Origin of the sequence: Marinobacter psychrophilus (assembly GCF_001043175.1) — a bacterium.
Lineage (GTDB): Bacteria > Pseudomonadota > Gammaproteobacteria > Pseudomonadales > Oleiphilaceae > Marinobacter > Marinobacter psychrophilus.
In genome coordinates, this window is the sequence record NZ_CP011494.1 from 1,149,186 (window position 1) to 1,170,211 (window position 21,026).

18 protein-coding genes are annotated in these 21,026 nt (G+C 56.5%); 14 read left to right on the top strand and 4 right to left on the bottom strand.

Going from position 1 to position 21,026, the window contains the following annotated elements; all coding sequences use genetic code 11:
• The first annotated feature begins 25 nt into the window (after positions 1-25).
• Complete coding sequence (locus ABA45_RS05085; protein WP_048384575.1) at positions 26-1,789, top strand: autotransporter assembly complex protein TamA; 1,764 nt, start codon at positions 26-28, stop codon at positions 1,787-1,789.
• The gene (locus ABA45_RS05090) at positions 1,786-5,589 is read left to right on the top strand and encodes a translocation/assembly module TamB domain-containing protein (RefSeq protein WP_084708277.1); all 3,804 of its coding nucleotides are present in this window, start codon (positions 1,786-1,788) and stop codon (positions 5,587-5,589) included. Before ABA45_RS05085 ends, ABA45_RS05090 begins: the two co-directional genes overlap by 4 nt.
• A gap of 29 nt (positions 5,590-5,618) precedes the next feature.
• On the opposite strand, the gene ABA45_RS05095 is transcribed toward ABA45_RS05090, so the two are convergent.
• Positions 5,619-6,350 (bottom strand): gamma-glutamyl-gamma-aminobutyrate hydrolase family protein, encoded by a 732-nt coding sequence (locus ABA45_RS05095; RefSeq protein ID WP_198147064.1) that lies wholly within the window; start codon positions 6,348-6,350, stop codon positions 5,619-5,621.
• Positions 6,343-7,344: an amidoligase family protein gene (locus ABA45_RS05100; RefSeq protein ID WP_048384576.1), complete on the bottom strand. Its 1,002-nt coding sequence runs from the start codon at positions 7,342-7,344 to the stop codon at positions 6,343-6,345. Before ABA45_RS05100 ends, ABA45_RS05095 begins: the two co-directional genes overlap by 8 nt.
• Before the next feature lie 202 nt (positions 7,345-7,546).
• Here ABA45_RS05100 and lexA point away from each other — a divergent pair, with 202 nt between their 5' ends.
• Positions 7,547-8,155 (top strand): transcriptional repressor LexA, encoded by a 609-nt coding sequence (lexA, locus tag ABA45_RS05105; RefSeq protein ID WP_048384577.1) that lies wholly within the window; start codon positions 7,547-7,549, stop codon positions 8,153-8,155.
• A gap of 42 nt (positions 8,156-8,197) precedes the next feature.
• Positions 8,198-8,662 carry a cell division inhibitor SulA gene (locus ABA45_RS05110; RefSeq protein WP_048384578.1) on the top strand — a complete coding sequence of 155 codons (465 nt, stop codon included), beginning with the start codon at positions 8,198-8,200 and terminating at the stop codon, positions 8,660-8,662.
• Between the two features lie 64 nt (positions 8,663-8,726).
• Here ABA45_RS05110 and ABA45_RS05115 read toward each other — a convergent pair whose 3' ends face one another.
• Together ABA45_RS05115 and ABA45_RS05120 are read right to left on the bottom strand one after the other, a co-directional pair.
• On the bottom strand, positions 8,727-8,999 hold the full coding sequence (locus ABA45_RS05115; protein WP_048384579.1) for a hypothetical protein: 273 nt from the start codon (positions 8,997-8,999) through the stop codon (positions 8,727-8,729).
• 48 nt (positions 9,000-9,047) lie between these two features.
• Positions 9,048-9,524, bottom strand: coding sequence for a DUF6586 family protein (locus ABA45_RS05120; RefSeq protein WP_048384580.1), 477 nt, complete (start codon positions 9,522-9,524; stop codon positions 9,048-9,050).
• A gap of 378 nt (positions 9,525-9,902) precedes the next feature.
• On the opposite strand from ABA45_RS05120, the gene ABA45_RS05125 reads away from it, so the two are divergent.
• The 10 genes from ABA45_RS05125 (at position 9,903) to fliJ (ending at position 21,012) form a co-directional block, all read left to right on the top strand.
• Positions 9,903-10,229: a hypothetical protein gene (locus ABA45_RS05125; RefSeq protein WP_048384581.1), complete on the top strand. Its 327-nt coding sequence runs from the start codon at positions 9,903-9,905 to the stop codon at positions 10,227-10,229.
• Positions 10,230-10,382: 153 nt separating this feature from the next.
• A complete protein-coding gene (locus ABA45_RS05130) occupies positions 10,383-11,834 on the top strand; it encodes a sigma-54 dependent transcriptional regulator (RefSeq protein WP_048384582.1) in 1,452 nt (483 codons plus the stop codon).
• Positions 11,835-12,101: 267 nt separating this feature from the next.
• Entirely contained in the window at positions 12,102-13,331 is a 1,230-nt protein-coding gene (locus ABA45_RS05135) for a sensor histidine kinase (protein ID WP_048384583.1), read from the top strand.
• Between the two features lie 71 nt (positions 13,332-13,402).
• Positions 13,403-14,893, top strand: coding sequence for a sigma-54-dependent transcriptional regulator (locus tag ABA45_RS05140; protein ID WP_048384584.1), 1,491 nt, complete (start codon positions 13,403-13,405; stop codon positions 14,891-14,893).
• A 308-nt stretch (positions 14,894-15,201) separates the two neighbouring features.
• Positions 15,202-15,570: a flagellar hook-basal body complex protein FliE gene (fliE, locus tag ABA45_RS05145; protein WP_048384585.1), complete on the top strand. Its 369-nt coding sequence runs from the start codon at positions 15,202-15,204 to the stop codon at positions 15,568-15,570.
• 75 nt (positions 15,571-15,645) lie between these two features.
• Complete coding sequence (gene fliF / locus ABA45_RS05150; protein ID WP_048384586.1) at positions 15,646-17,337, top strand: flagellar basal-body MS-ring/collar protein FliF; 1,692 nt, start codon at positions 15,646-15,648, stop codon at positions 17,335-17,337.
• Positions 17,330-18,373, top strand: a complete 1,044-nt coding sequence (gene fliG / locus ABA45_RS05155; RefSeq protein ID WP_048388705.1) for a flagellar motor switch protein FliG — start codon at positions 17,330-17,332, stop codon at positions 18,371-18,373. Before fliF ends, fliG begins: the two co-directional genes overlap by 8 nt.
• Entirely contained in the window at positions 18,373-19,149 is a 777-nt protein-coding gene (locus tag ABA45_RS05160) for a flagellar assembly protein FliH (protein WP_048384587.1), read from the top strand. Before fliG ends, ABA45_RS05160 begins: the two co-directional genes overlap by 1 nt.
• Positions 19,130-20,569 (top strand): flagellar protein export ATPase FliI, encoded by a 1,440-nt coding sequence (fliI, locus tag ABA45_RS05165; protein ID WP_048384588.1) that lies wholly within the window; start codon positions 19,130-19,132, stop codon positions 20,567-20,569. Before ABA45_RS05160 ends, fliI begins: the two co-directional genes overlap by 20 nt.
• The gene (gene fliJ / locus ABA45_RS05170; protein WP_048384589.1) at positions 20,569-21,012 is read left to right on the top strand and encodes a flagellar export protein FliJ; all 444 of its coding nucleotides are present in this window, start codon (positions 20,569-20,571) and stop codon (positions 21,010-21,012) included. Before fliI ends, fliJ begins: the two co-directional genes overlap by 1 nt.
• Positions 21,013-21,026 lie beyond the last annotated feature (14 nt).

Here is a 21,026-nt window from a genome sequence, read left to right on the forward strand (position 1 = left end):
GCGGTTTAGGAACAGAATTCACTCCATGGCATCACAAACAATTCTGGCCAGCCTGCGGCGCACCGTGCTTGTAATGCTCGCACTGGTTGGCGCGTCAATGCCAGCTCTGAGCCAGCAGGTGAAAGTACAGGTACAGGGCAATTATCCGCAATTACAGGATAACGCCGAAGCGTTTATTGGCGATGTAGAAGGGCGCAGCGCCAGTAATTTGCGACGTTATGCCTCTACCGCGGTAAGTCAGATCAGCGAAGCGCTGCAGGCACTGGGCTATTACAACCCGGATATCAGCTGGACGCTGGAGCCGGGCGATGCCGACGCTGACAATCAGCCGCGCCTGCTTTTAAGCGTAGTGCCCGGTGAACCTGTGAGGGTAAAAACACGGCAAGTCGATATTAGCGGGCTGGGGGCAGATGACCCCAAATTTAGTGGCAACTTGCCGGCCAAGCCGGCGTTGGGCGACATACTCAATCATGGCGATTACGACGCCCTGCGCGATACTTTGCCTACCCGCGCTCGCCGCCGCGGTTATTTTGATGGCAAACTGACCTCCCGTGCACTGACCGTAAACCCGCAAACCCTCGAAGCTGACATTACTCTGGCGTATGACAGCGGTGAGCGCTATCGCCTGGGCGAGGTTACCTTTGCCGAAGGCCATTGGTTTGAGTTAGAACTTCTGGACAAGTTTGTTAGCTTTCAGCCGGGCATCCCCTATCACGCCGATCAAATTGCCAAGCTAAGCAGCGACCTGTCTGCAAGCGGATATTTTGCCGGGGTTAATATTGACGCCGTTCCAGAAAGTGCGGAAGACGGCGTCATTCCGGTGCAGGTTGAGCTCACCCGTCGCGAACGCCGCTCCTTGTCTGCTGGCGTAGGATTTTCCACCGACGTAGGGCCGCGTTTTCGCGTTAACTGGCGTGAGCATTGGGTAAACCCGCAGGGCCACAGCCGCAGTGCCGACACCGAGCTCGCGCAGCTTCGGCAGAGCATCAGTGCCGGGTATGAAATCCCGCTGGACCCGCCAATGACCGACAGCTTGCGCTTCGGTGGCGGTTTGCAGCGTGAGGACATCGAAGACGTTGAATCGGAGCTGGCCACATTGGGTGTGCAGTGGCAACACCGATTTGAAACCGACTGGCTCCAAATTTTGTCGCTGCGCTGGGAAGGCGAGAGATACACGATCGGTGACGACGACGAAACCGGCACCAGTAGCCTGCTGTTGCCCGGTGCTAGTTATTCCAGGTTGGTGCAAGACTCGGCGCTGGACCCATCAAAGGGTTATAACTTGCGCATCGACGTCAGCGGTGCTCATCGGGCCTTGCTTTCTGCGGCCGACATTCTACATATCAAGGCCTCGGCTAAGGGCCTGGCCACCCTGGCGTACAAACACCGTTTTCTGGCGCGTTTCCAAATCGGCGGGCTAGGAACCAACAGCTTCACAGATGTGCCTCCGTCGTTACGGTTTTTTGCCGGTGGTGACCAGAGTGTGCGCGGCTACGGCTATGAAACCCTGTCACCACTAAATGATAGTGGTGCCACCGAAGGTGGGCGCTATCTGATTGCTGGCAGTGTTGAGTACCAATACGAGTTTGTTAATAATTGGCGTTCTGCGCTGTTTGTGGACCACGGCAATGCGATTAATCAGTTGCTTGATCCACTGGCCACCGGAGTCGGCGTTGGTGTGCGCTGGATAAGTCCGGTAGGGCCGCTGCGGCTGGATCTTGCCAAGGGCCTGAACCCGGAATTCGGCGGCGATTGGCGCATACACTTTTCCATGGGGCCGGAATTGTGAGCACAGAACAGACTCAAAAACAGCAACCGCAGCCGCCAGCCAAGTCCGCAGCCACGGGCAAACCGCGGCGCCGGCGCTGGTGGTTTTGGGTGCTGATGTTGACGGCCATCGTACTGCTGTTGCCGCTTTTGCTTTTGACATTTGTGCTGCTGGCGCTGCGCTCGGAAGCCGGCACGGCCTGGCTTATTGAGCAGGCCCCGGGGCTGGAAGTGCAAGCCGGGCAGGGCTCGTTGTTGGGCCGCTGGCAGGCGACATCTTTAAGCTGGCGTGGTTACGGCGTTGATTTGCAATTGCAGGCGCCGGATTTGCAGTGGTCGCCGCAGTGCTTACTGCAAAAGCGGCTGTGTGTGGACCATCTTCGGGCGCACTCCATAGAGCTGAATCTGCAGCCCTCTGCCGACGAAGACGATAGCCCCAGATCGGACATCCTGCTGCCCGACATCGGTCTTCCTTTAGCTATTCGTGCCGACCAGATTCGTTTGGGCGAGTTTTTTGTTAACGGCAACAAAGTCTGGGATACGGTGGAGCTGGATGCCGGCGGCGCCGGTGAAAGCTGGTTGATAGACCGGGCGTTTTATCAGCGTGACGACATTCGTGTAACCGCATCCGGGCGGGTTCAAACCCGCGGCGACTGGCCGGTTGCGCTGAACCTCAGTGCCGAATTGCCACCGCCCTCGGGGGATCACTGGAAAATAGATCTGGCTTTGGCGGGCAGCGTGCGCGACCTGCGCGTTAACGGCAGCAGTCAGGGTTACCTCGACGCAATTCTGGAAGGCACTGTCGAGCCACTGCAGGCAGATCTACCTGCGAGCCTGACTATTCGCTCTGATACTTTTTTGGCAGTCCCGTCTTTACCGCCAACGCTCACGCTGAACAGTCTGAAGCTGGCGTTGCAGGGTTCTCTAGCCGACGGTTTCGAAACCAGCGCCCAGGCTACTTTGCCAGGTACCACTGGCCCGGTTGAACTTAACCTGGCGGCAAAAGTGACCACCCAGGGTGCCGACAATATTGAGCTGACATTGGCTGCAGACAACGCCGGACGCGATGGAATCTTGGCGTTGACCGGCAGCGCAGCCTGGCTGCCCGAACTGACCGCCGATGCCAATCTGACCATGAACGCCTTTCCCTGGTACACGTTGCTGCCGGATATGAAGGAACCCCCGGTCAACATCGATACCTTGAAGCTGCGGGCAAACTGGCAAGACCAACGTTATACCGCCACGTTGGCGGTTACCGCCAGCGGCCCTGCCGGAGACACCAGCCTGGAGTCGGAACTTGAGGGTGATCTTCAGCTACTGACTATTTCCCGCTTACAGGTGCAAACCGGCGCTGGCTCATTAACGGGCAATGCCAACGTTGGTCTGGCACAGCCGCTATCGTGGCAGGCTGCGCTGGAGTTGCAGAAATTCAACCCAGGTTATTGGGTGCCGCAATTGCAGGCCAGTCTAAATGGCAGCATCCGTTCGAGTGGCCAGTGGCTAGAATCGGCGAGCATGCCAGAGATGTCCGCAGACGTAGATCTTGCCGGCCTGTGGCGTGGGCAAACCACCCGCATAAAGGTGAAAGCCAGTGCCGCAAACGGGCTTTGGCAGGTGCCTCAACTAGATGTGGCTATTGGCGACAATACTTTGGCCGGCAAAGGGCAGTGGGGCCAGCAGTTACAAGCCCAGCTGGACCTGGATTTGCCTGAGCCAGGAGCGATTCTGGAAAGTCTGCGCGGGCAGGCCAGCGCCCGTTTAACGGTAACAGGCACAGTGCAGCAGCCCCAGGCGGATATTCGTATTTCTGCAACGGCTTTGGCCTGGCAAAACCAGCTGCAACTCGCGGGCGTGGAACTCAGCGCTAACCTGGATGCGGCGGGCGCAATCCGCAGCCGGCTTCAAGCCCGAGGCATTGAGGCCAGTGGTCAGACCGTTGAGCAGCTGGACGTAACGCTGGATGGCACGCGCCAAAAACATGAGCTGGTTCTGGACATGATTCACCGCGAGGTTGAAGTTCGCCTGAAACTGGCGGGTGCGGCGGGTGAGCAGTGGCAACAATGGCAAGGCGAGCTCAGGCGCGGTGAGGTGCTGGTAACCGGGCAGGACCAACGCTGGCAGCTGCGCCAGCCAGCAGCCCTGTTTTTCAAGGCCGGGACAGGACGCACCGAGCCGCAACTGACCTTTGCCGAACATTGCTGGCAGTGGCAGCAAAGCGCTTTGTGTGCCGGCGACCAGACCCTGCTGCCGGCAGCAAATGTTGCATACCGCATCATTAATTTGCCGTCGAAGGCGTTGGCGCCATTATTGCCGGAAAATCTGCGCTGGCAGGCTAATATCAATGGCAGCATTGATTTTTCCATGGGCGCAGAGGGATCGAGCGGCGCGATAGAGCTGGATGCCGGCGCGGGTGACTTCGAAATTCTGCTCGATGGCGACTGGGAAACCTTGCGCCACAGCGCACTGTCTACCCGTTTGACGTTGCAGACGTCTGAGGCGCAATTAGTGTTGGTGCTGGCCGGGCCAAAACTGGGATCGCTAAAGGCAGGCCTGAGTATTGACCCGGCTGCGTCCGAACGCACTCTTAGCGGCGACTTTCAGCTCAGTGGCATGGACATTGCGCTGTTGGGCATTTTTACCGGACTGGAAGAGGTAGCCGGCCAGATTAACGGCCGGGGTGAGCTGTCTGGCCCGCTCATGCGGCCCGCGGTCAATGGCGAATTAACCCTGTCTGACGGCCGAGTGATTGACCCACGCCTGCCGCTGGCTATGGAGCAAATCAACGTCACCGTTGAAATGCTGGGCTACAACGCCAATATTAACGGTTTAATTCGAGCCAATGAACGCAGTGAGCTGGTGCTTCAGGGCGAGCTTGACTGGCAAAGCGACTTGCCCAGCGGCAGCGTGTCTTTGCGCGGCGAACGCCTGCCCATCAACATTGAGCCTTACGCCGAGCTGGAAGTCGCGCCGGACTTGACCATCGCCTTTTCCGGTGGGGAATTGTTGGTTAACGGCCGTATTGATGTGCCCCGTGGCGCTATAGAAATCCGCGGGCTGCCGCCGCGGGCGGTATCTGTGTCTGATGACGAAGTGATTGTGGGGGTTAAAAAACCCGAGCCGGTGATTCGCTCGTTAACGATGGACGTGGTGGTGAACGTAGGAAGCCCCGATGACAAGGTCACGTTTGCGGCGTTTGGCGCTACCGGCGACCTTAGCGGAACCCTGCGGATTGGCAACAATATGGATACCCGCGGCACTTTGCGACTCAACAAGGGCCGCTTCGAGGCCTATGGTCAGGATTTGACTCTGCGTAAAGCCCGGCTGCTGTTTGTAGGCAACCTGACCCAGCCTTATCTGGCGTTGGAAGCGGTGCGCACGGTCGGGTCGGTTGTCGCAGGGCTGCGCCTGACGGGCCCGGTGCAGTCGCCAGCGACCGAGGTGTTTTCCATCCCGGAGATGCCGCAAACGGATGCGCTGTCGTACCTGATTCTGGGCCGTGCCCCGCAAAGCCAGCAAGACGATGGTCAAATGAGTCGCGCAGCGCTGTCATTGGGTCTGAACCAAGCCAACAAGATAACAGGCGTGTTGGGCGCAGAGTTTGGCATTCGTGATTTGACCCTTGAAGCCGAGGGCAGCGGCGACCAGACCGCGGTAGTGGCCAGCGGTTATCTGACCGATGAACTCAGCATCCGTTACGGCGTGGGTATTTTTGAGCCGGTGACCACGGTGGCGTTGCGGTTCGATTTAGGGCGCTATTTCTATCTCGAGGCCGCCAGTGGTCTGGCGGCCTCGCTGGACATTTTTTATACCCGGGATTTTTAAAACTCGGTTAAAAAACCGTTAACACACGGCTAAGGCGCGGCGCTCAGTCTGGCCATTTTCAGGCGACGGGCCTGGTCTACAAAATGGCGGAATATACGGCGGTGGCCGCTGTGGTAAAGCAGATACTCTGGGTGCCATTGCACTCCCATTAGCCATTGGCCACGGGTATTTTCGATGGCCTGCACGAACAGATCGTTATCCACCGCCACGACCCGCAGGTCTTGCCCCAGTTTTTTTATGGTTTGGCTGTGAATACGATTTGCACCGATAACCGGCAACCGCATGATCTGGCTCAGGCGGGTGTTGTCCACCACCTTCACGGTTTGCAGGGGCAACAGCAGCGGGCGATGGCGGGTGTTCTGCCGCAGTGGGGTCACGTTCTGGCACAGCGAACCGCCGCGATACACATTAATCAACTGTGCGCCGCGGCATATTCCCAGCACCGGCAGGTTCAGGGTTTCCGCTTCTACCAGCAGGCGCTGATCGGTTTCATCACGGCGCTTATCGTAATCTGCCGTTACCATGGGGTACTGGCTATATAGCGACGGTTGCACGTGACTGCCGCCGGAAAGCACTAGGCCGTCCAGTAGGCTCACGTTCACCCTGCCTCCGGGGCGTATGTAATGGGTGCGCGCACCGTGCATGCGCAGCGCCAGGGCAATCAGCCGCTGGGCCGGTCCGCGTCGGCGCGGGCCACTGATGCCAATGGTCAGCCCGGGCGGAGATTCTTCTTTCATTCGTTCAGATATCGATTCAGACATAGCCTTTGTGTTCGATCCAGTGGTGAATAGTCTCCGCTTTGCTGTGGGTCAGATTGTGCAAGCTGATAGTGCCGAAATCGCGAAAATGAGCCCGAAGCTGCGCGAGGTCTTCGCTGTTGTTGGCAATGTCGTCCAGTATTACCCAATCATTCCATACCGAAGAGAAATTCCATTGCGGGTTGTCGACGTCGCAATCCGGTAGCCGGTAATGCAGGGTGGGCCGTTTTTTGATGCGTGAGTCTTCTACGTACCGGGCCAGCAACGGTGCATCCAGATGGGCAAACAGCGGCAGCAGGTCCAGTGCCCGGTTTCGGGTAGGGTTATGTTGCAGGTAGTTTTCCATTAGCTGTTCCAAAGATGGCGCGTAGTCATCTTTCATGAGCAGTTCTGTGTAGTGAGGCGCCCAGGGCTCTATATAGGGTGTAAAACGCCGGCTGATATCCAGTTGGTGGCGCTTTTTCAGCCACTCGTACAAGCCTGCAAACGCCTGTAAATATCGGGTAATGGTGGGCGCCTGTAAATCTGGCAGTTCCGGGTTCAGTTGCAGTCCGAAGGCATAATAAATGGAATCGCGGCTGCCCAGTGCGCCAAGTTGCCGCAGTTCTTTGACCAGCCGCTCAACCTCTTCCACCTGAGAAAAACCGATGGGCGGCCCGACAATTTCCAGCGGCACGATACGCTCGGCCGCGGCGTCGATTACGTCCATAGCCTGCCCACCAAGCTCGTGCAGGCTTTCCGGCACGCCGGCCCCGGTCAGGTCCAGATCTTTAATGGGATCAGAGTCCAGTTCGATCACGAACTCGCCCAGTGCCGTGTCTATTGCGGTTACGTAGCGCGACCGAATTTGCGGCGCGCCGTTCAGCAGATTGGCGACTTCGTGCACCAGCGCTTCATAGCTTAAACCCGAAAGCTCGATTTCTACACCAACCCGGCGTTCTGCTCCGCTGGCAGTGTGGGTTACTGAGGGCGCTTTGCAGACGTTCTTTTGCGTCATTATTACATCCTTAAATCAGTTTCCAGCGCTGCAAGCGCGGCCTGTAACGACGGAATCACCATAGCATATCAGGTGCCTGAGTCTGGTAATCGAGCAAGTGGGGAAAATGCCATAAACGGGGTTTACACTGGATAAAACACTGTATATAGTCAAATCACTGTATAAACAAACAGGGTATTTTATGACGCAGCGGACCCCGAATATGAAACTCACTGCCAGGCAGTCCCAAGTGCTGGATATTGTCCGCCGTTACCTGGATGAAACCGGGTATCCGCCCACCCGCGCCGAAATTGCAGCTGAGCTGGGTTTTCGCTCCGCCAATGCGGCAGAAGAGCATTTGCGGGCCTTGGCACGCAAAGGCGCTATTGAAATGGTGCCCGGCGCCAGCCGCGGTATTCGCCTGCCAGAAAGCGAGCAGGATCTGGGTTTGCCGGTGATTGGCCAAGTGGCAGCTGGTAGTCCGATTTTGGCTCAGGAACACGTGGAAGACCACTGCACGTTAAAGCCCGGTTTTTTTTCGCCGGCGGCGAATTACCTGCTGCGAGTGCGTGGTATGAGCATGAAAAATATCGGCATTCTAGACGGTGACTTGCTGGCAGTGCACAGCACTCAGGACGTTCACAACGGCCAGATTGTGGTGGCCAGGGTAGGTGATGAAGTGACTGTGAAGCGCTTTCGTAAAGAAGGTAACAAAGTGTATCTGGTGGCGGAAAACGAAGACTTCGCACCGATTGAAGTGGATCTGACCGAGCAGGATCTGTTCATTGAAGGGTTGGGCGTTGGTGTTATCCGCCGCTCAGACCTGCACTGATCCGTAGCGATAGTAAACCGACACAAAGAAGGGCGGGGAATCATGGAACAACTGAGCTTTAACGGCAATCTTGCATATCAGCAACAGATCGCAGCGCGAGTGGCAGAGCAGGCGCAGCCTGTGCGAGTTCAACCCCTGCCAGCCCCGGTGTTGGTTGGTAACGTCACTGAAATTATCTTGCCCCAAGGCCAGGTGGAAAATTTTCAACTGTTACTGCCAATGCTGACCCAGCTGAACCAAGAAAAGCGCTGGTTGGCATGGATTGACCCACCTCAAGAGCTGGTCAGCAAATGGCAAAAAATGCACGGCATTATTGCGGGTGAGCTGCTGGTTTTGCGTTCCAGCGCCGAGCATCCGGCGCTCAAGTTGGCGGAGCGAGCCCTCAGCGTGGGCACATGTCATGCGGTGGTGTTGTGGACCGAAAAACTGAACAAAGCGTGTTTCGAGGCACTCCAGGCGGCATCCGCCGCGGGCAATAGCCACGGCGTCGTTTTGCGTCAGCGTTAGTAAAAAGTAGTGCGCCAGCGCTACCAGAGTTCTACGTTAGCGTTAGTGCAGCGTTAGTGCAGCGTTAGTGCAGCGTTGGGCTGTGGGGCGCATCAAACCACTCAGCGTCGCTGCCGCTGTCGGTGATATCCTCGTCCAAGTCCTGGGCGCTATCGCCCGCTGCGTCAATGCCTGCGGCAATCATGGCTTTGGCCACTTGCATCTGGCGGTCGTCCATCATGTCTTTGGCTTCTTCGGAAAAACTGATACGCACCAATGGCGCGCCGTCGTCGTCAACGCGGCGCAAAGCGTAGTCGCCATTGCTGAGTTGAATAATTTCAAAAAACGATGGTGACATGATCCAAACCTTTATGTTCGCCAACGGAAAAGTGTACGCGGGGATGTCTCACCACTCGCTGTGTCTTGCTTCCACATCGGCTGAAAATTGCTTTATTGCGTTTAGGCTGGCTTGAACTGATGAGAGCGAACGGTCTGCGCCAACGGCCGCAGTGACGGCAATAATATTGTCGTTGCTGATGGTTTTTTTTGCCGCAGGTGGTCGGTTCTGCGCGTCTCCAAGTTGCTCCAGATGGTTCCACCAACTGTCAGCGTTAGCTTGCAGTGCCAGAAGTTGCTGAACTTCCGGCGCATCGGCTCCGATCAGTTTGCCCAGTTGGTCAATGTTCTGGGGTTGCCCTTTACGTTGCTGATAGCACTCTGCGAGGGTATATAGCAGGAGCCTTCGCGATCGCAGCATGAGCTCAATGACACCTTGCTTGCAGGCTTCCTGCTGTAAGGGTTGATTGCTGTTAACAGCAAGTCGTAACAATGTCTGCGCCAGTGCCAGTTTACCGGCAAGATGGGAATGCCACGCTGCTGCCATATACCCTCGAGACTGCTGTTGTTGCGATTAATATGAGCGTAATGGACGCTGTGAAATTCACGCGCACCAGAATCCGCTGAAACGAGACTTAATCAGCGTACCATAACAGTTTCAAAGCTGTGGTGCCCGCTGTCTACTGCAGTTTTGAGAAGTTTGCCTGAACAATCGAATGCCGCCGAAAAAATCGTAGCTGTGCGTTGAAATGTCCGTCCAAATCAAACAACAAATACCTGAGATGTTTGCCGGGGTTAGGCCGTGGTGACTCACCGCGGTTGCCTTAGGTTGTGCTGTTGTGCGTCGCTAAGGTGTAACATGATCAATTGTTAGCACACTGGGTTTCGCACCCGTTTGTAGATCATTGAACAGGAGCAATGAACAATGGCCGCAGACCATCCTGCAATGGTACATCTAGACCAGCTGCTTGAGCACATGCAGCAGGCTTTGAAAGATCAGAACTGGGAGCTAATCAGTCGCCTGAGCCCAGAGATAAAGCCCGCTATCGAGCCCCTGCTTGAAGCGTTGGAACAAGGGCAATTGCCAGCTGAAATCGTGCGCAGCCAATTACAGAAGGTGCAGCAGTTTGTCGACGCTGCTGACGGCTCTGCCCACCGGGCCAAGGCTGCCGCACAGCTCGAATTGAAAGAAGTTAACCGTAATAGCAGCGCAGCCAAAGCCTACGGTAAAGTGTCTTCGTCTCCGCCCTGAGCCAGATAGGGCAGTAGCTATTCAGCCAGATTGCGGGCAGCGCCAGATCGCTGGCGCGTATCAGCAAGATTTTTAGGGTTTGGCGTCATTAAATTGACTCCGAGGCAGTTAAGGTCTTAAATGTTGCTCAAAACCGACAAGAGATCGCCTGGAATGTTGAAATCCAACACAGTGCTGGTGTTCAGTGATGCTGCCGATCGCTGCCGCGATATTACGACCATTCTCGAGTTTCTCGGCGAAGAAAGCTGGTTGACGGGCAGTAAGGCACGCGAAGTGTTGTTAGGCGCCGCGGACAAAGACGCAGAGGCGGTCTCTGTGGTTATTGTGCAAGGCGACGATGCCAACGCCGAAGCCACGATCAGAGCCGTATGCCAATGGTCTCCCTGTATCCCCGTGCTGTGTATTGGTGGCTCTGATTTTTCCGGTCTGAATGAAGAGCAGCTTGGGCGAATTATTGCGCGCCTGGCGTGGCCATTTGGTTACACCAAATTTATTGATTCGCTATACCGTGCCCAGGTTTTCCACGACCACCATAGCCGGGCCCGCAAGCGCGGCCAGATACGCGGTGTTCAGTTGTTCCGCTCACTGGTCGGCACCAGCCGCAAAGTGCAGCAGGTACGCCAGTTGATGGAACAGGTAGCAGACAAAGAAGTCAGCGTGTTGGTGACGGGCGAATCCGGTACCGGCAAAGAAGTGGTCGCACGTAATTTGCATTACCATTCCAGCCGACGTGATAAACCCTTTGTGCCGGTAAACTGCGGCGCCATTCCAGCGGAACTGCTGGAGAGCGAGTTGTTTGGCCATGAAAAAGGCGCGTTCACTGGCGCGATTGCCGCTCGTGTGGGTCGTTTTGAATTGGCCGAAGGCGGCACCCTGTTTCTGGACGAAATAGGCGATATGCCGTTGAATATGCAAGTAAAGATTCTGCGGGTTTTGCAAGAGCGTACGTTTGAGCGGGTCGGGAGTAACCACACTAAGTTTGCTAATGTTCGTATCATCGCCGCCACCCACAAACACTTGGAAGACATGATTCAAGTTGGGAGCTTCCGCGAAGATTTGTATTACCGGCTGAATGTGTTTCCCATTGAGATGCCGGCTTTGCGTGATCGGGTTGAGGATATTCCACTGCTGATCAACGAACTGGTGGCGCGCATGGAAAAAGAAAACCGCGGATCGTTGCGCCTGAACTCCGCTGCCATTCTCAATTTGTGCCGTCACGACTGGCCCGGTAACGTGCGTGAGCTGGCCAATTTGGTAGAGCGGCTGGCCATCATGAACCCGTTTGGGGTGATTGGTGTGCAGGAACTGCCAAAAAAGTTCCGCTACGTTGACGACCATGACGAAGACCACGTCGATTTTGATGAGCCTGACCTTTCATCTTTTCCGTCTGGCTTGGTTGGGTTAGATTCACCGACGTTATTGCCGGCTAATGGGCTCGATTTGAAAGACTATTTGGGTAACCTGGAGCGCGAATTGATCCAGCAGGCGCTTGACGAAGCCGGCGGAGTTGTGGCCCGGGCTGCGGAAAAATTACGTATCCGCCGCACCACCTTGGTGGAAAAAGTCCGCAAGTACGGTCTTCGTGAAGAGGTTGGCGAAGTCTGAGGGCACGATGCCCTTGAGGTTTAATCAGGCAGCTAAAAACATCGGTGAAGCACTCTCGAAATGGCGTCAACGGTTTGTAACCGCTGGCGCTTTTGTCGTTTTAAAGTGACGGAAACCCGTCATCTGCCTTTTTGTGAAAATCCTTTACCATTGAAAAGATTAAGAAATATTGAGTTGGCATGAAGCTAGCTTGGTGAATCTTAACGAATCACCAGTGAGCGGTCTGCGCAGCAGCAATATCGATCACTTTGGGTAAGGGAAAGGGTTATGAATCATGCACAATTTGCAATCGGGCAGACCAATGCACCGGCTAACGCCGCCGCCGATGTGAATGGCAAGGTAACGGCGCTATTCCCACAGCAAAGTGATGAAGCGGTAGACTCCGCTTTGGACATGTTCAATCGCATGTCGCGCCAGATTACCGATTCTTACCGCACTCTGGAATCCCGGGTTAATCAGCTTTCCGGCGAATTATCGGAAGAGAGCCTGCAGCGTCAGCAAGAGCTGGAGAAAAAAGAACAGTTGGCAGACCAACTCACCACTCTGTTGAAGGCATTGCCAGCCGGTGTGGTGGTGCTGGACAGCCAGGGTGTGGTTACCCAAACCAACCCTGCGGCCACCAGCCTTTTGGGTGAGCCGCTGAATGGCGAGCACTGGATTGGCGTGATTCAGCGCTGCTTTGCGCCACGCCAGGACGACGGGCACGAAATTTCACTGAAAGACGGTCGCCGCGTCAGCATTGAAATTCGCACCATGGAAAATCAGCCCGGCCAGTTAATATTGCTGACAGATATGACCGAAACCCGACAGCTGCAGTCTCAGTTGGCTCATGCTCAGCGCTTATCTGCGATGGGCAAGATGGTCGCGTCATTGGCCCATCAGATTCGCACACCCCTGTCGGCGGCGATTCTGTACGGTGGTCACTTGACTGAAGCCGATTTGGATGAAGAAATGCGCCAGCGCTGCGCCAATCGACTGATGTCGCGCCTGTCGCATTTGGAACAGCAGGTGCGCGACATGCTGATTTTTGCCCGCGGTGAAACCCGTTTGGCAGAAGAACTGTCGGTAACCACTCTGGCGGTTGCACTGAAGTCTGCGGTAGACGCTATTGCTGAACGTAGTGGCACCCAGCTAATTCTGGACATCCGGGAGGCTGAGGGCCACCTGTTGTGTAACCGTGACGCCCTGGTAGGTGCCTGTACAAATTTGGTCAACAACAGCATTGAAGCCGGGGCAGCCAGCGTGCGCCTGAACCTTCGCGGCTGTGATCATGAGCTGGCCATCGAGGTAAGCGATAACGGTTCGGGGTTTGACCCGGTTATGGCTCCGCGCTTGCAAGAAGCGTTCTACACCACAAAATCCCACGGCACCGGCCTTGGTCTGGCGGTTGTACAAGCGGTAGTGAACGCACATCAAGGCCGCTTTGCGATGACATCAAACGGCCAAGGCGGAGCTCAGGCCACGATTCACCTGCCATTGTTGAATCGCACGAATTAATAACAGCACTTGATCAAATCTGGCGAGCCGCACCGGCACGCACTATCGAATACGCAGTGGAGAACAGCACCATGACCAAGCCCCGGATTCTGATTGTTGAGGACGACCGTGACCTGCGCGAAGCCTTGGTGATAACCCTGGAACTGGCCAAATTTCGCGTTCATGAGGCGGCAGACGGCCACGAAGCTCTGCGGCAGCTGTCCCAGGTGCCAGTCGATATGGTGGTTAGCGACGTTAATATGCCGGGGCTGTCTGGCCACGAATTGTTGGCTGAAGTACAGCGCCTGTACCCGGGACTGCCGATGATGCTGATGACGGCCTACGGCCAGATTAGCCATGCAGTATCGGCGATGCAGGCAGGTGCCATTGATTACTTGGTAAAGCCTTTTGAAGGCCATACCCTAGTCGATGCGGTTAGCAAAATTACCGGCGGCAAGCGCCAGGCTGATAGCGATCAACCGGTGGCAGAAGACCCTATCAGCAAGCGCATGTTCCAGCTGGCAGCCAAGGTAGCCAAAAGCGATTCAACGGTCATGATTTCAGGTGAAAGCGGCACCGGCAAGGAGGTGCTTGCGCGCTATATTCACCAGCATTCCCTCCGCGCCAACAAGCCTTTTATTGCCATAAACTGCGCGGCTATTCCTGAGAATATGCTCGAAGCTATGCTCTTTGGCCATGAAAAAGGTGCCTTCACCGGTGCCATCGCGTCATCACCCGGTAAATTTGAGCAAGCCAACGGCGGAACGATTTTGCTGGATGAAGTGTCGGAAATGGATCCGGGTTTGCAATCTAAATTGCTGCGAGTGCTGCAGGAGCGGGAAGTGGAGCGGGTAGGTGGGCGAAAAACCATTGCCCTGGACGTGCGGGTGATTGCCACCACAAACCGGGATCTGGCCGAACACGTGCGTGACAGCCGTTTTCGTGAAGACCTGTACTACCGACTGACGGTGTTTCCAATGCATTGGCAACCGCTGCGTGAGCGGCCGCTGGACATCATTCCTTTGGCCAATGCGGTGTTGAAAAATCACAGCCGCAAATTGAAGCTCAATGGCGTCAGGTTTGCGGCTGACGCCCGCGAGGCGATGCTGGCCCACCCTTGGCCGGGCAATGTACGTGAATTGGATAACGCTATACAAAGAGCGCTGGTGTTGCACCAGAGCAATGTGATTCACGTTGACGACCTGTGCCTGGACTTAGGTATCAGCGTGCGCTTGGCGGTACCCGCTGCCCCAACAGTGCCCATGGTATCAGCGGCCACAAAAGTAGAGGTAGAATCGGCTACCGCTGATGCGCACGCCGCGGATCTGGTTTCGCAGCCGGTCGTGCCCGACGCCATTGGCAGCGCGGGAGCCATGGCATACCAGCAAGGTTCTCTAGGGACACTTGAGGGCGATCTGCGCCAGCAGGAATTCCGACTGATTATTCAGACTCTGCGCCAGGAGCGTGGTCGCCGTAACCGCGCCGCCGAGCAGTTGGGCATTAGCCCCCGCACCTTGCGCTACAAGCTGGCGCAAATTCGTGACGCCGGTATTGATCTTGAGGCGGAAATGGCTTTGGCCTGATTTAGGGGTCGCCGGTTTGTCTAACCGCTTTCTTACGCAGTACTTCTTTTTATTCAGCACCATTTTTTATGTAGCACTCCTTCCTGGCACCCTTTTGGGTGCCTTTTTGGTTCAGCCGCAGGCTCCTCGATTCCTGTCAAAACTTCGACGCTTATCCATTCCCACCTTATAAAGTTGAGGTTTCGGTGCGTTAAGGAAAAGGTATATTACTGATTAAAAACACTTTAAAAAAGTTGGTCTGGGCTTTGCTAATTCTTCGGTAACGAGACAGATAACCCAATGTCATCTGGGTAGCCCGGGAGAAAGTTATGGTTCAGCGCGCCGATATCAACAGTGTTCTTGCCGACATCCGCAACCTGCGTTCGCAAATGACGCAGAACCAGCAGGTAGAGCAGACTCAATCTGTGCGCGGCCGTATGGATGGCCCGCGCGAAGTAGGCGAAACCAATGGAACGGCAAGTTTTAGCTCTATGCTGGGGGAGGCTGTTGGCAATGTGGCGGATGCGCAGAAAACCGCGGGTGATCTGCGTACAGCCTACGACATGGGCGAGCCCAACGTGGACATTACCCGGGTAATGATTGCCGCGCAGAAATCATCGGTGTCGTTTGAGGCGCTGACCCAGGTCCGTAACCGGGTCGTCAAAGCTTACGAAGACATCATGAACATGCCGGTATAACTGGCGCGTCTCATTTCAGCGCGTTTCAGGATTTTGTTAGTCCATCGGATCAAGGTTTAACCGGAGAGCAGCATCATGGCCAGCGTGCCTGCACAGACCACACAATCGAATTCGCCGGCGGCCCCCGCAGCAAACAGCCGCGCCTTCATGGGCTTCAACAGACTGGACCTGCTGCGTCAGGTTGGCCTGATGGTAGGGCTGGCAGCCAGCGTTGCTCTGGGCGTGGCGGTGGTGCTGTGGGCCCAGGAACCCAATTACCAGCCGGTCCTGGGTGACTTGTCATCGTACAACCCGCAGGACGTGACCAGCATTTTGGACAGCAGCGGAATCGACTATAAAATGGACCCGCGCAGCGGTGCACTGCTGGTGGTGGCCGATCAAGTGTATAACGCACGCTTGCGGCTTGCAGCTGAAGGCGTCACCGACCAAAAAACTCTGGGCTTTGAATTGTTGGACCAAGACCGTGGCCTGGGTACCTCCCAATATATGGAAACCATCAGCTATCGCCGTGGCCTGGAAGGCGAGCTGGCGCGCACCATTGCCAGCATGCGCGGCGTGCGCAGCGCCCGAGTGCACCTTGCCATTCCGGAGCGTTCGGTGTTTATCCGCGATGCCCACGAGCCGTCAGCCTCGGTGTTTCTGGAAGTGTTTGCAGGGCGCCACCCGGAGCAGGAGTACATTGCTGCCATTGTTAATCTGGTGGCTGGCAGCGTGCCGATGATGACCAAGTCCGGCGTGACCGTGGTTGATCAGAACGGCAATTTGCTGACCGGCGCCGACGCTGACACCGACACTGATCGTATGTCTGACCAGTACGACTACACCGATAGGGTGGAAGAACGCCTGAGCCGCCGGGTGTCTTCGCTGATTTCGCCGATTGTAGGGGACGGCCGCTACCGCACCGAGGTGTCCGCAGATCTTGACTTCTCTTCGGTGGAACGAGCTGAAGAATTGTTCAACCCGGAACAGCAGGCGGTGCGCAGCGAACGTCAGCTAACCGAAAGGCGCAGCGCTGGTGGCGGCCCGATTGGCATTCCCGGAGCGCTATCGAACCAGCCCCCCGCGAACGCCAGTGTGCCGCAACAGGCCAATGCCGGCGCTAATGCTGACGGTGCCGAACCTGCACCGGCGCCAGTCGATGTGCGCAGCGAATCCACCCGCAATTACGAAATGGATCGCACCGTTAGCTACGTCCGCCAAGAACTGGGCCGGATCAAACGCCTGACCGTCGCCTTGGCGGTGGATGACCTGAGAGTGGTAGATGCAGACACCGGTGTGGTTACCTTCGAGCCCTGGCCAGAGCAGGAGTTGCAGCGCCTGAGCATGCTGGTACGTGATGCAGTGGGCTATTCGGCGGCTCGCGGTGACAGCGTTACAGTGATGAATACCGCGTTTGCCCCGGAACAGGTGCTGGAATATGAGGCCCCCAGTTTTTGGCAGCAACCCTGGTTTTGGGACCTGATGAAACAGGTTCTGGCCGGCCTGGTGGTTCTGGTGCTGGTACTGGGCCTGCTGCGGCCCACCCTGAAAAATCTGGCGAGCGGCAATAAAGGCTTGGCCGGTGGCGGTAATGGAGGTTACGGCGATCTGGACGGCATCGAAGGCGGCGATTCTCTGCGCCAAGCTATGGCCAATCAAGACGACCTGCTTTTACCCGGCAGCACAGGGGGTTATGATAGACAGTTGAACGCCCTGAAAGGGCTGATTGCCGAAGATCCGGCACGGGTTGCACAGGTAATGCGCCAATGGGTGAATGTTGATGACTGATCAGGCAAATCAAGGCGTCGCCAGCGCGCCGCCGAAGGCCGCACGCAAAATTTCGCGGGTAGAGCAGGCGGCCATTCTGTTGATGTCGCTGGGCGAAGCCGACGCCGCGGAAGTGCTAAAGCACATGGGCCCGAAGGAAGTGCAGAGGGTTGGCGTGGCAATGGCACAAATGCGGGATATCAGCAAAGACGATGTCAGTGGCGTGCTCAACAATTTTATCGACGCCGTGGGCGGCCAAACCGGCCTGGGCGTGGGCAACGACGATTACATTCGTGCCATGCTGACCCAGGCTCTGGGTAACGACAAAGCCGCCAGCCTGATTGACCGTATTCTGATTGGTGGTAATACCACCGGTCTAGACACTCTGAAGTGGATGGAGCCCCGCGCGGTAGGCGATATCATCCGATACGAACACCCGCAAATTCAGGCCATCGTTATCTCCTATCTTGACCCGGACCAGTCCGCCGAAATCCTGGGTGCTCTGGACCCCAAAGTGCGATTAGATGTGATGATGCGCGTCGCGTCATTGGAAACCATACAGCCTCAGGCGTTGCAGGAACTGAACGACATTCTGGAAAAACAGTTCTCTGGCAGCTCCTCGACGCAAACCAGCCGGATTGGCGGCGTAAAGCGCGCCGCTGACATCATGAACTTTATGGATCGCAGCATTGAATCGAGTTTGTTGGAGTCGATCAAGGAAACCGATCCGGATTTGGCAACCACCATTGAAGACCTGATGTTTGTATTCGACAATCTGAAGGACGTGGACGACCGTGGCATTCAGGCTTTGCTGCGTGAAGTGTCGTCTGAAGTGCTGGTGATTGCACTCAAGGGCGCCGACGACGATGTCAAAGACAAAATTTTCAAGAACATGTCCAAGCGTGCCGCTGAACTCTTACAGGACGATCTGGAAACCAAGGGCCCGGTTAAAGTGAGTGAAGTAGAAGGCGCACAAAAAGACATTATAAGCATCGCCCGCCGCATGGCCGAAGCCGGTGAAATCGTCCTCGGTGGCGGCGGCGAAGAAATGATGTAATGGCCGACTCCCGCAACGACCGCAGCCGCATCCCGAAAGAACAGCTCACCGCTTACGAGCGTTGGGAGTTGCCCCTGCTTGACGCCCGTGGCAACGAAGTTCCCCGCGAAGAAGAACGTGATATCAAACCGCTGACCGCCGCGGAGCTTCAAGATATTCACCAACAGGCGGAAGCGGAAGGCCACGGGGCCGGGCTTGAAAAAGGCCATCGGGAAGGTTTTGCTAAAGGTCGCGAAGAAGGTTTTGCTCAAGGTGTGAAAGCCGGCACTGTCGAAGGTCGCGAGAAAGGCGAGCGCGCGGGACGCGAACACAGCAAACAGCAGATGCAGGCGTTGGAAAAGCGCATCGACTTAGTGATGGAATCACTGGTGTTACCCATTCGCCAGCAGCAAAATGAGCTGGAAGAGGCGTTGGTCCAGCTTGCGACTGCAGTGGCCAAAGCGGTTGTCCAGCGCGAGCTATCCCAAGACTCCAGCCATATTATGCAGGTGGTGCGTCAAGCGATGGCGGCGCTGCCATCCACCACTGAAACCGTGCGTATCAGCGCCAATCCTCAAGATATTGAACCGCTGCAAGCGTCTTTGGCGCGGCTTGATGCGTCCACGAAACTGGTGGAAGACGCCGCTATTAGTCCCGGCGGTTGCCGCGTGGAAACCCGCTATTCGCTGGTGGATTTCACTGTTGAAAAACGTTTTCAACAGGTGGTTTGCGCCTTGGTAAATGATGCCAGCAAAAACGAACCCCAGGAGCCCGGCGATGACAGCTCCGCTCTCTGACGCCTCGTCTGACAACTTGCCTGGTCATTCGTCTGGCGGTCTTGCCGAGCGCCTGAACCGCCGTAGCCGCAACGTACAGACACAACAAACACCGGAACTGGCTGGCCGCCTGACCCGTATGGTTGGGCTTACGCTGGAGTGCGTGGGCGTGCCTATGATGGTGGGCGACCGCTGCGTGATCCAGAGCCAGGGCCGTGGCGTGGTTGAAGCCGAAGTGGTCGGCTTTGAAGATGAAAAAGTGTATTTGATGCCGTTGACCGCCATTGAAGGCCTTCGCCCTGGCGCTTTGGTGGTGCCCTTGTCTTCGACCAGCCGGGTGCCGGTGGGCAATCAGTTGCTGGGGCGAGTCGTTGACGGCAGTGGCGAACCGCTGGATGGAAAAGGCCCGCTGCACGCCGAAGCCCGCGTGTCGCTCAGCGGCGACATCATCAACCCGCTGAACCGGGCGCCGGTGCGCCAACCTATGGACGTGGGCATTCGTGCCATTAATGCGCTGCTTACCGTGGGGCAGGGCCAGCGCCTTGGCCTGTTCGCCGGCAGCGGCGTGGGCAAAAGTGTGCTGTTAGGCATGATGACCCGATTTACCAACGCCGACGTCACCGTGGTCGGGTTGATTGGCGAGCGCGGCCGCGAAGTAAAAGAATTCATTGAAGACATTCTGGGTGAAGAAGGCCTGGCCCGTTCCGTGGTGGTGGCCTCGCCTGCCGACGACTCACCGCTGATGCGCCTGCGCGCGGCTATGTTGACCACACGCATTGCCGAATTCTACCGCGATCAGGGCAAGCGTGTGCTGCTGCTGATGGATTCGTTGACACGCTACGCCCAGGCCCAGCGTGAAATTGCCTTGGCGGTGGGTGAGCCCCCGGCGACCAAGGGTTACCCTCCATCGGTATTTGCCAAGTTGCCACAGTTGGTGGAACGCACTGGCAACGGTCGCCCTGGCGGCGGCTCCATTACAGCTTTTTACACGGTACTGACCGAAGGCGACGATCAGCAAGACCCGATTGCTGATGCCGCTCGGGCCATTCTGGACGGCCATATTGTGTTGTCGCGGCGGCTGGCGGAAGAAGGTCACTACCCGGCGATTGATGTTGAAGCGTCCATCAGCCGGGTTATGCCCCAGGTGACCGATCCCGAGCACTTCGCACGGGCGCAGCGCTTTAAACAGGTGTACTCACGCTACCAGCAAGCGCGGGATTTGATCAGCGTGGGCGCTTATGTCAAAGGCAGCGACCCGGAAACCGACTTTGCCGTTGCGCACATTGCCAATATGCGGCAATTCCTGAAACAGGGGCTCAGTGAAAAAACCTCGCTGAACGAAAGCGTTGAGCAACTGCTTGCGGTGGTGCCTGAGCGGCGTTCGCCCGACCGCATGCAGGTGGCTACGCCAAATCCAACCGCCGCCGGGAGTAATTCATAATGCAGCGTTCGCAACGCCTTGGGGTGGTGCTGGCGGTGGAACAGCGCAAGGAGAAAAAGGCGCTGGAACGCATGGGCGAGGCTCGCACCCTGATGGCGCAACGAGAGCAGCAAATTCAGGAACTTCAGAGCTATCATCAGGAATATCGCCAGCAAATCCGTGACGGCCAGCAGGGCGTGGTTGCGGTTAGCCGATTGCAAGCCTGGCAGGCTTTTATGGGCCAGCTTGACCAGTTAATCGGGCAGCAGCAGGTTCAGCTTGAACAGGCAAATCAGGTGTTCGAAGTTCGTCGCAACGAGTGGTTGAAAGCTTGGGAAAAACGCCGTGGTATGGAAAATTTCATCACTACCTGTCGCCAGCAAGAGCAACGTGAGCAAGATTCTCGCGAACAGAAACAAGCCGACGAAGCTGCAGGTCGGGCGTTTCTGCGCCGACCCCGCTGACGCGCTCTGGCACC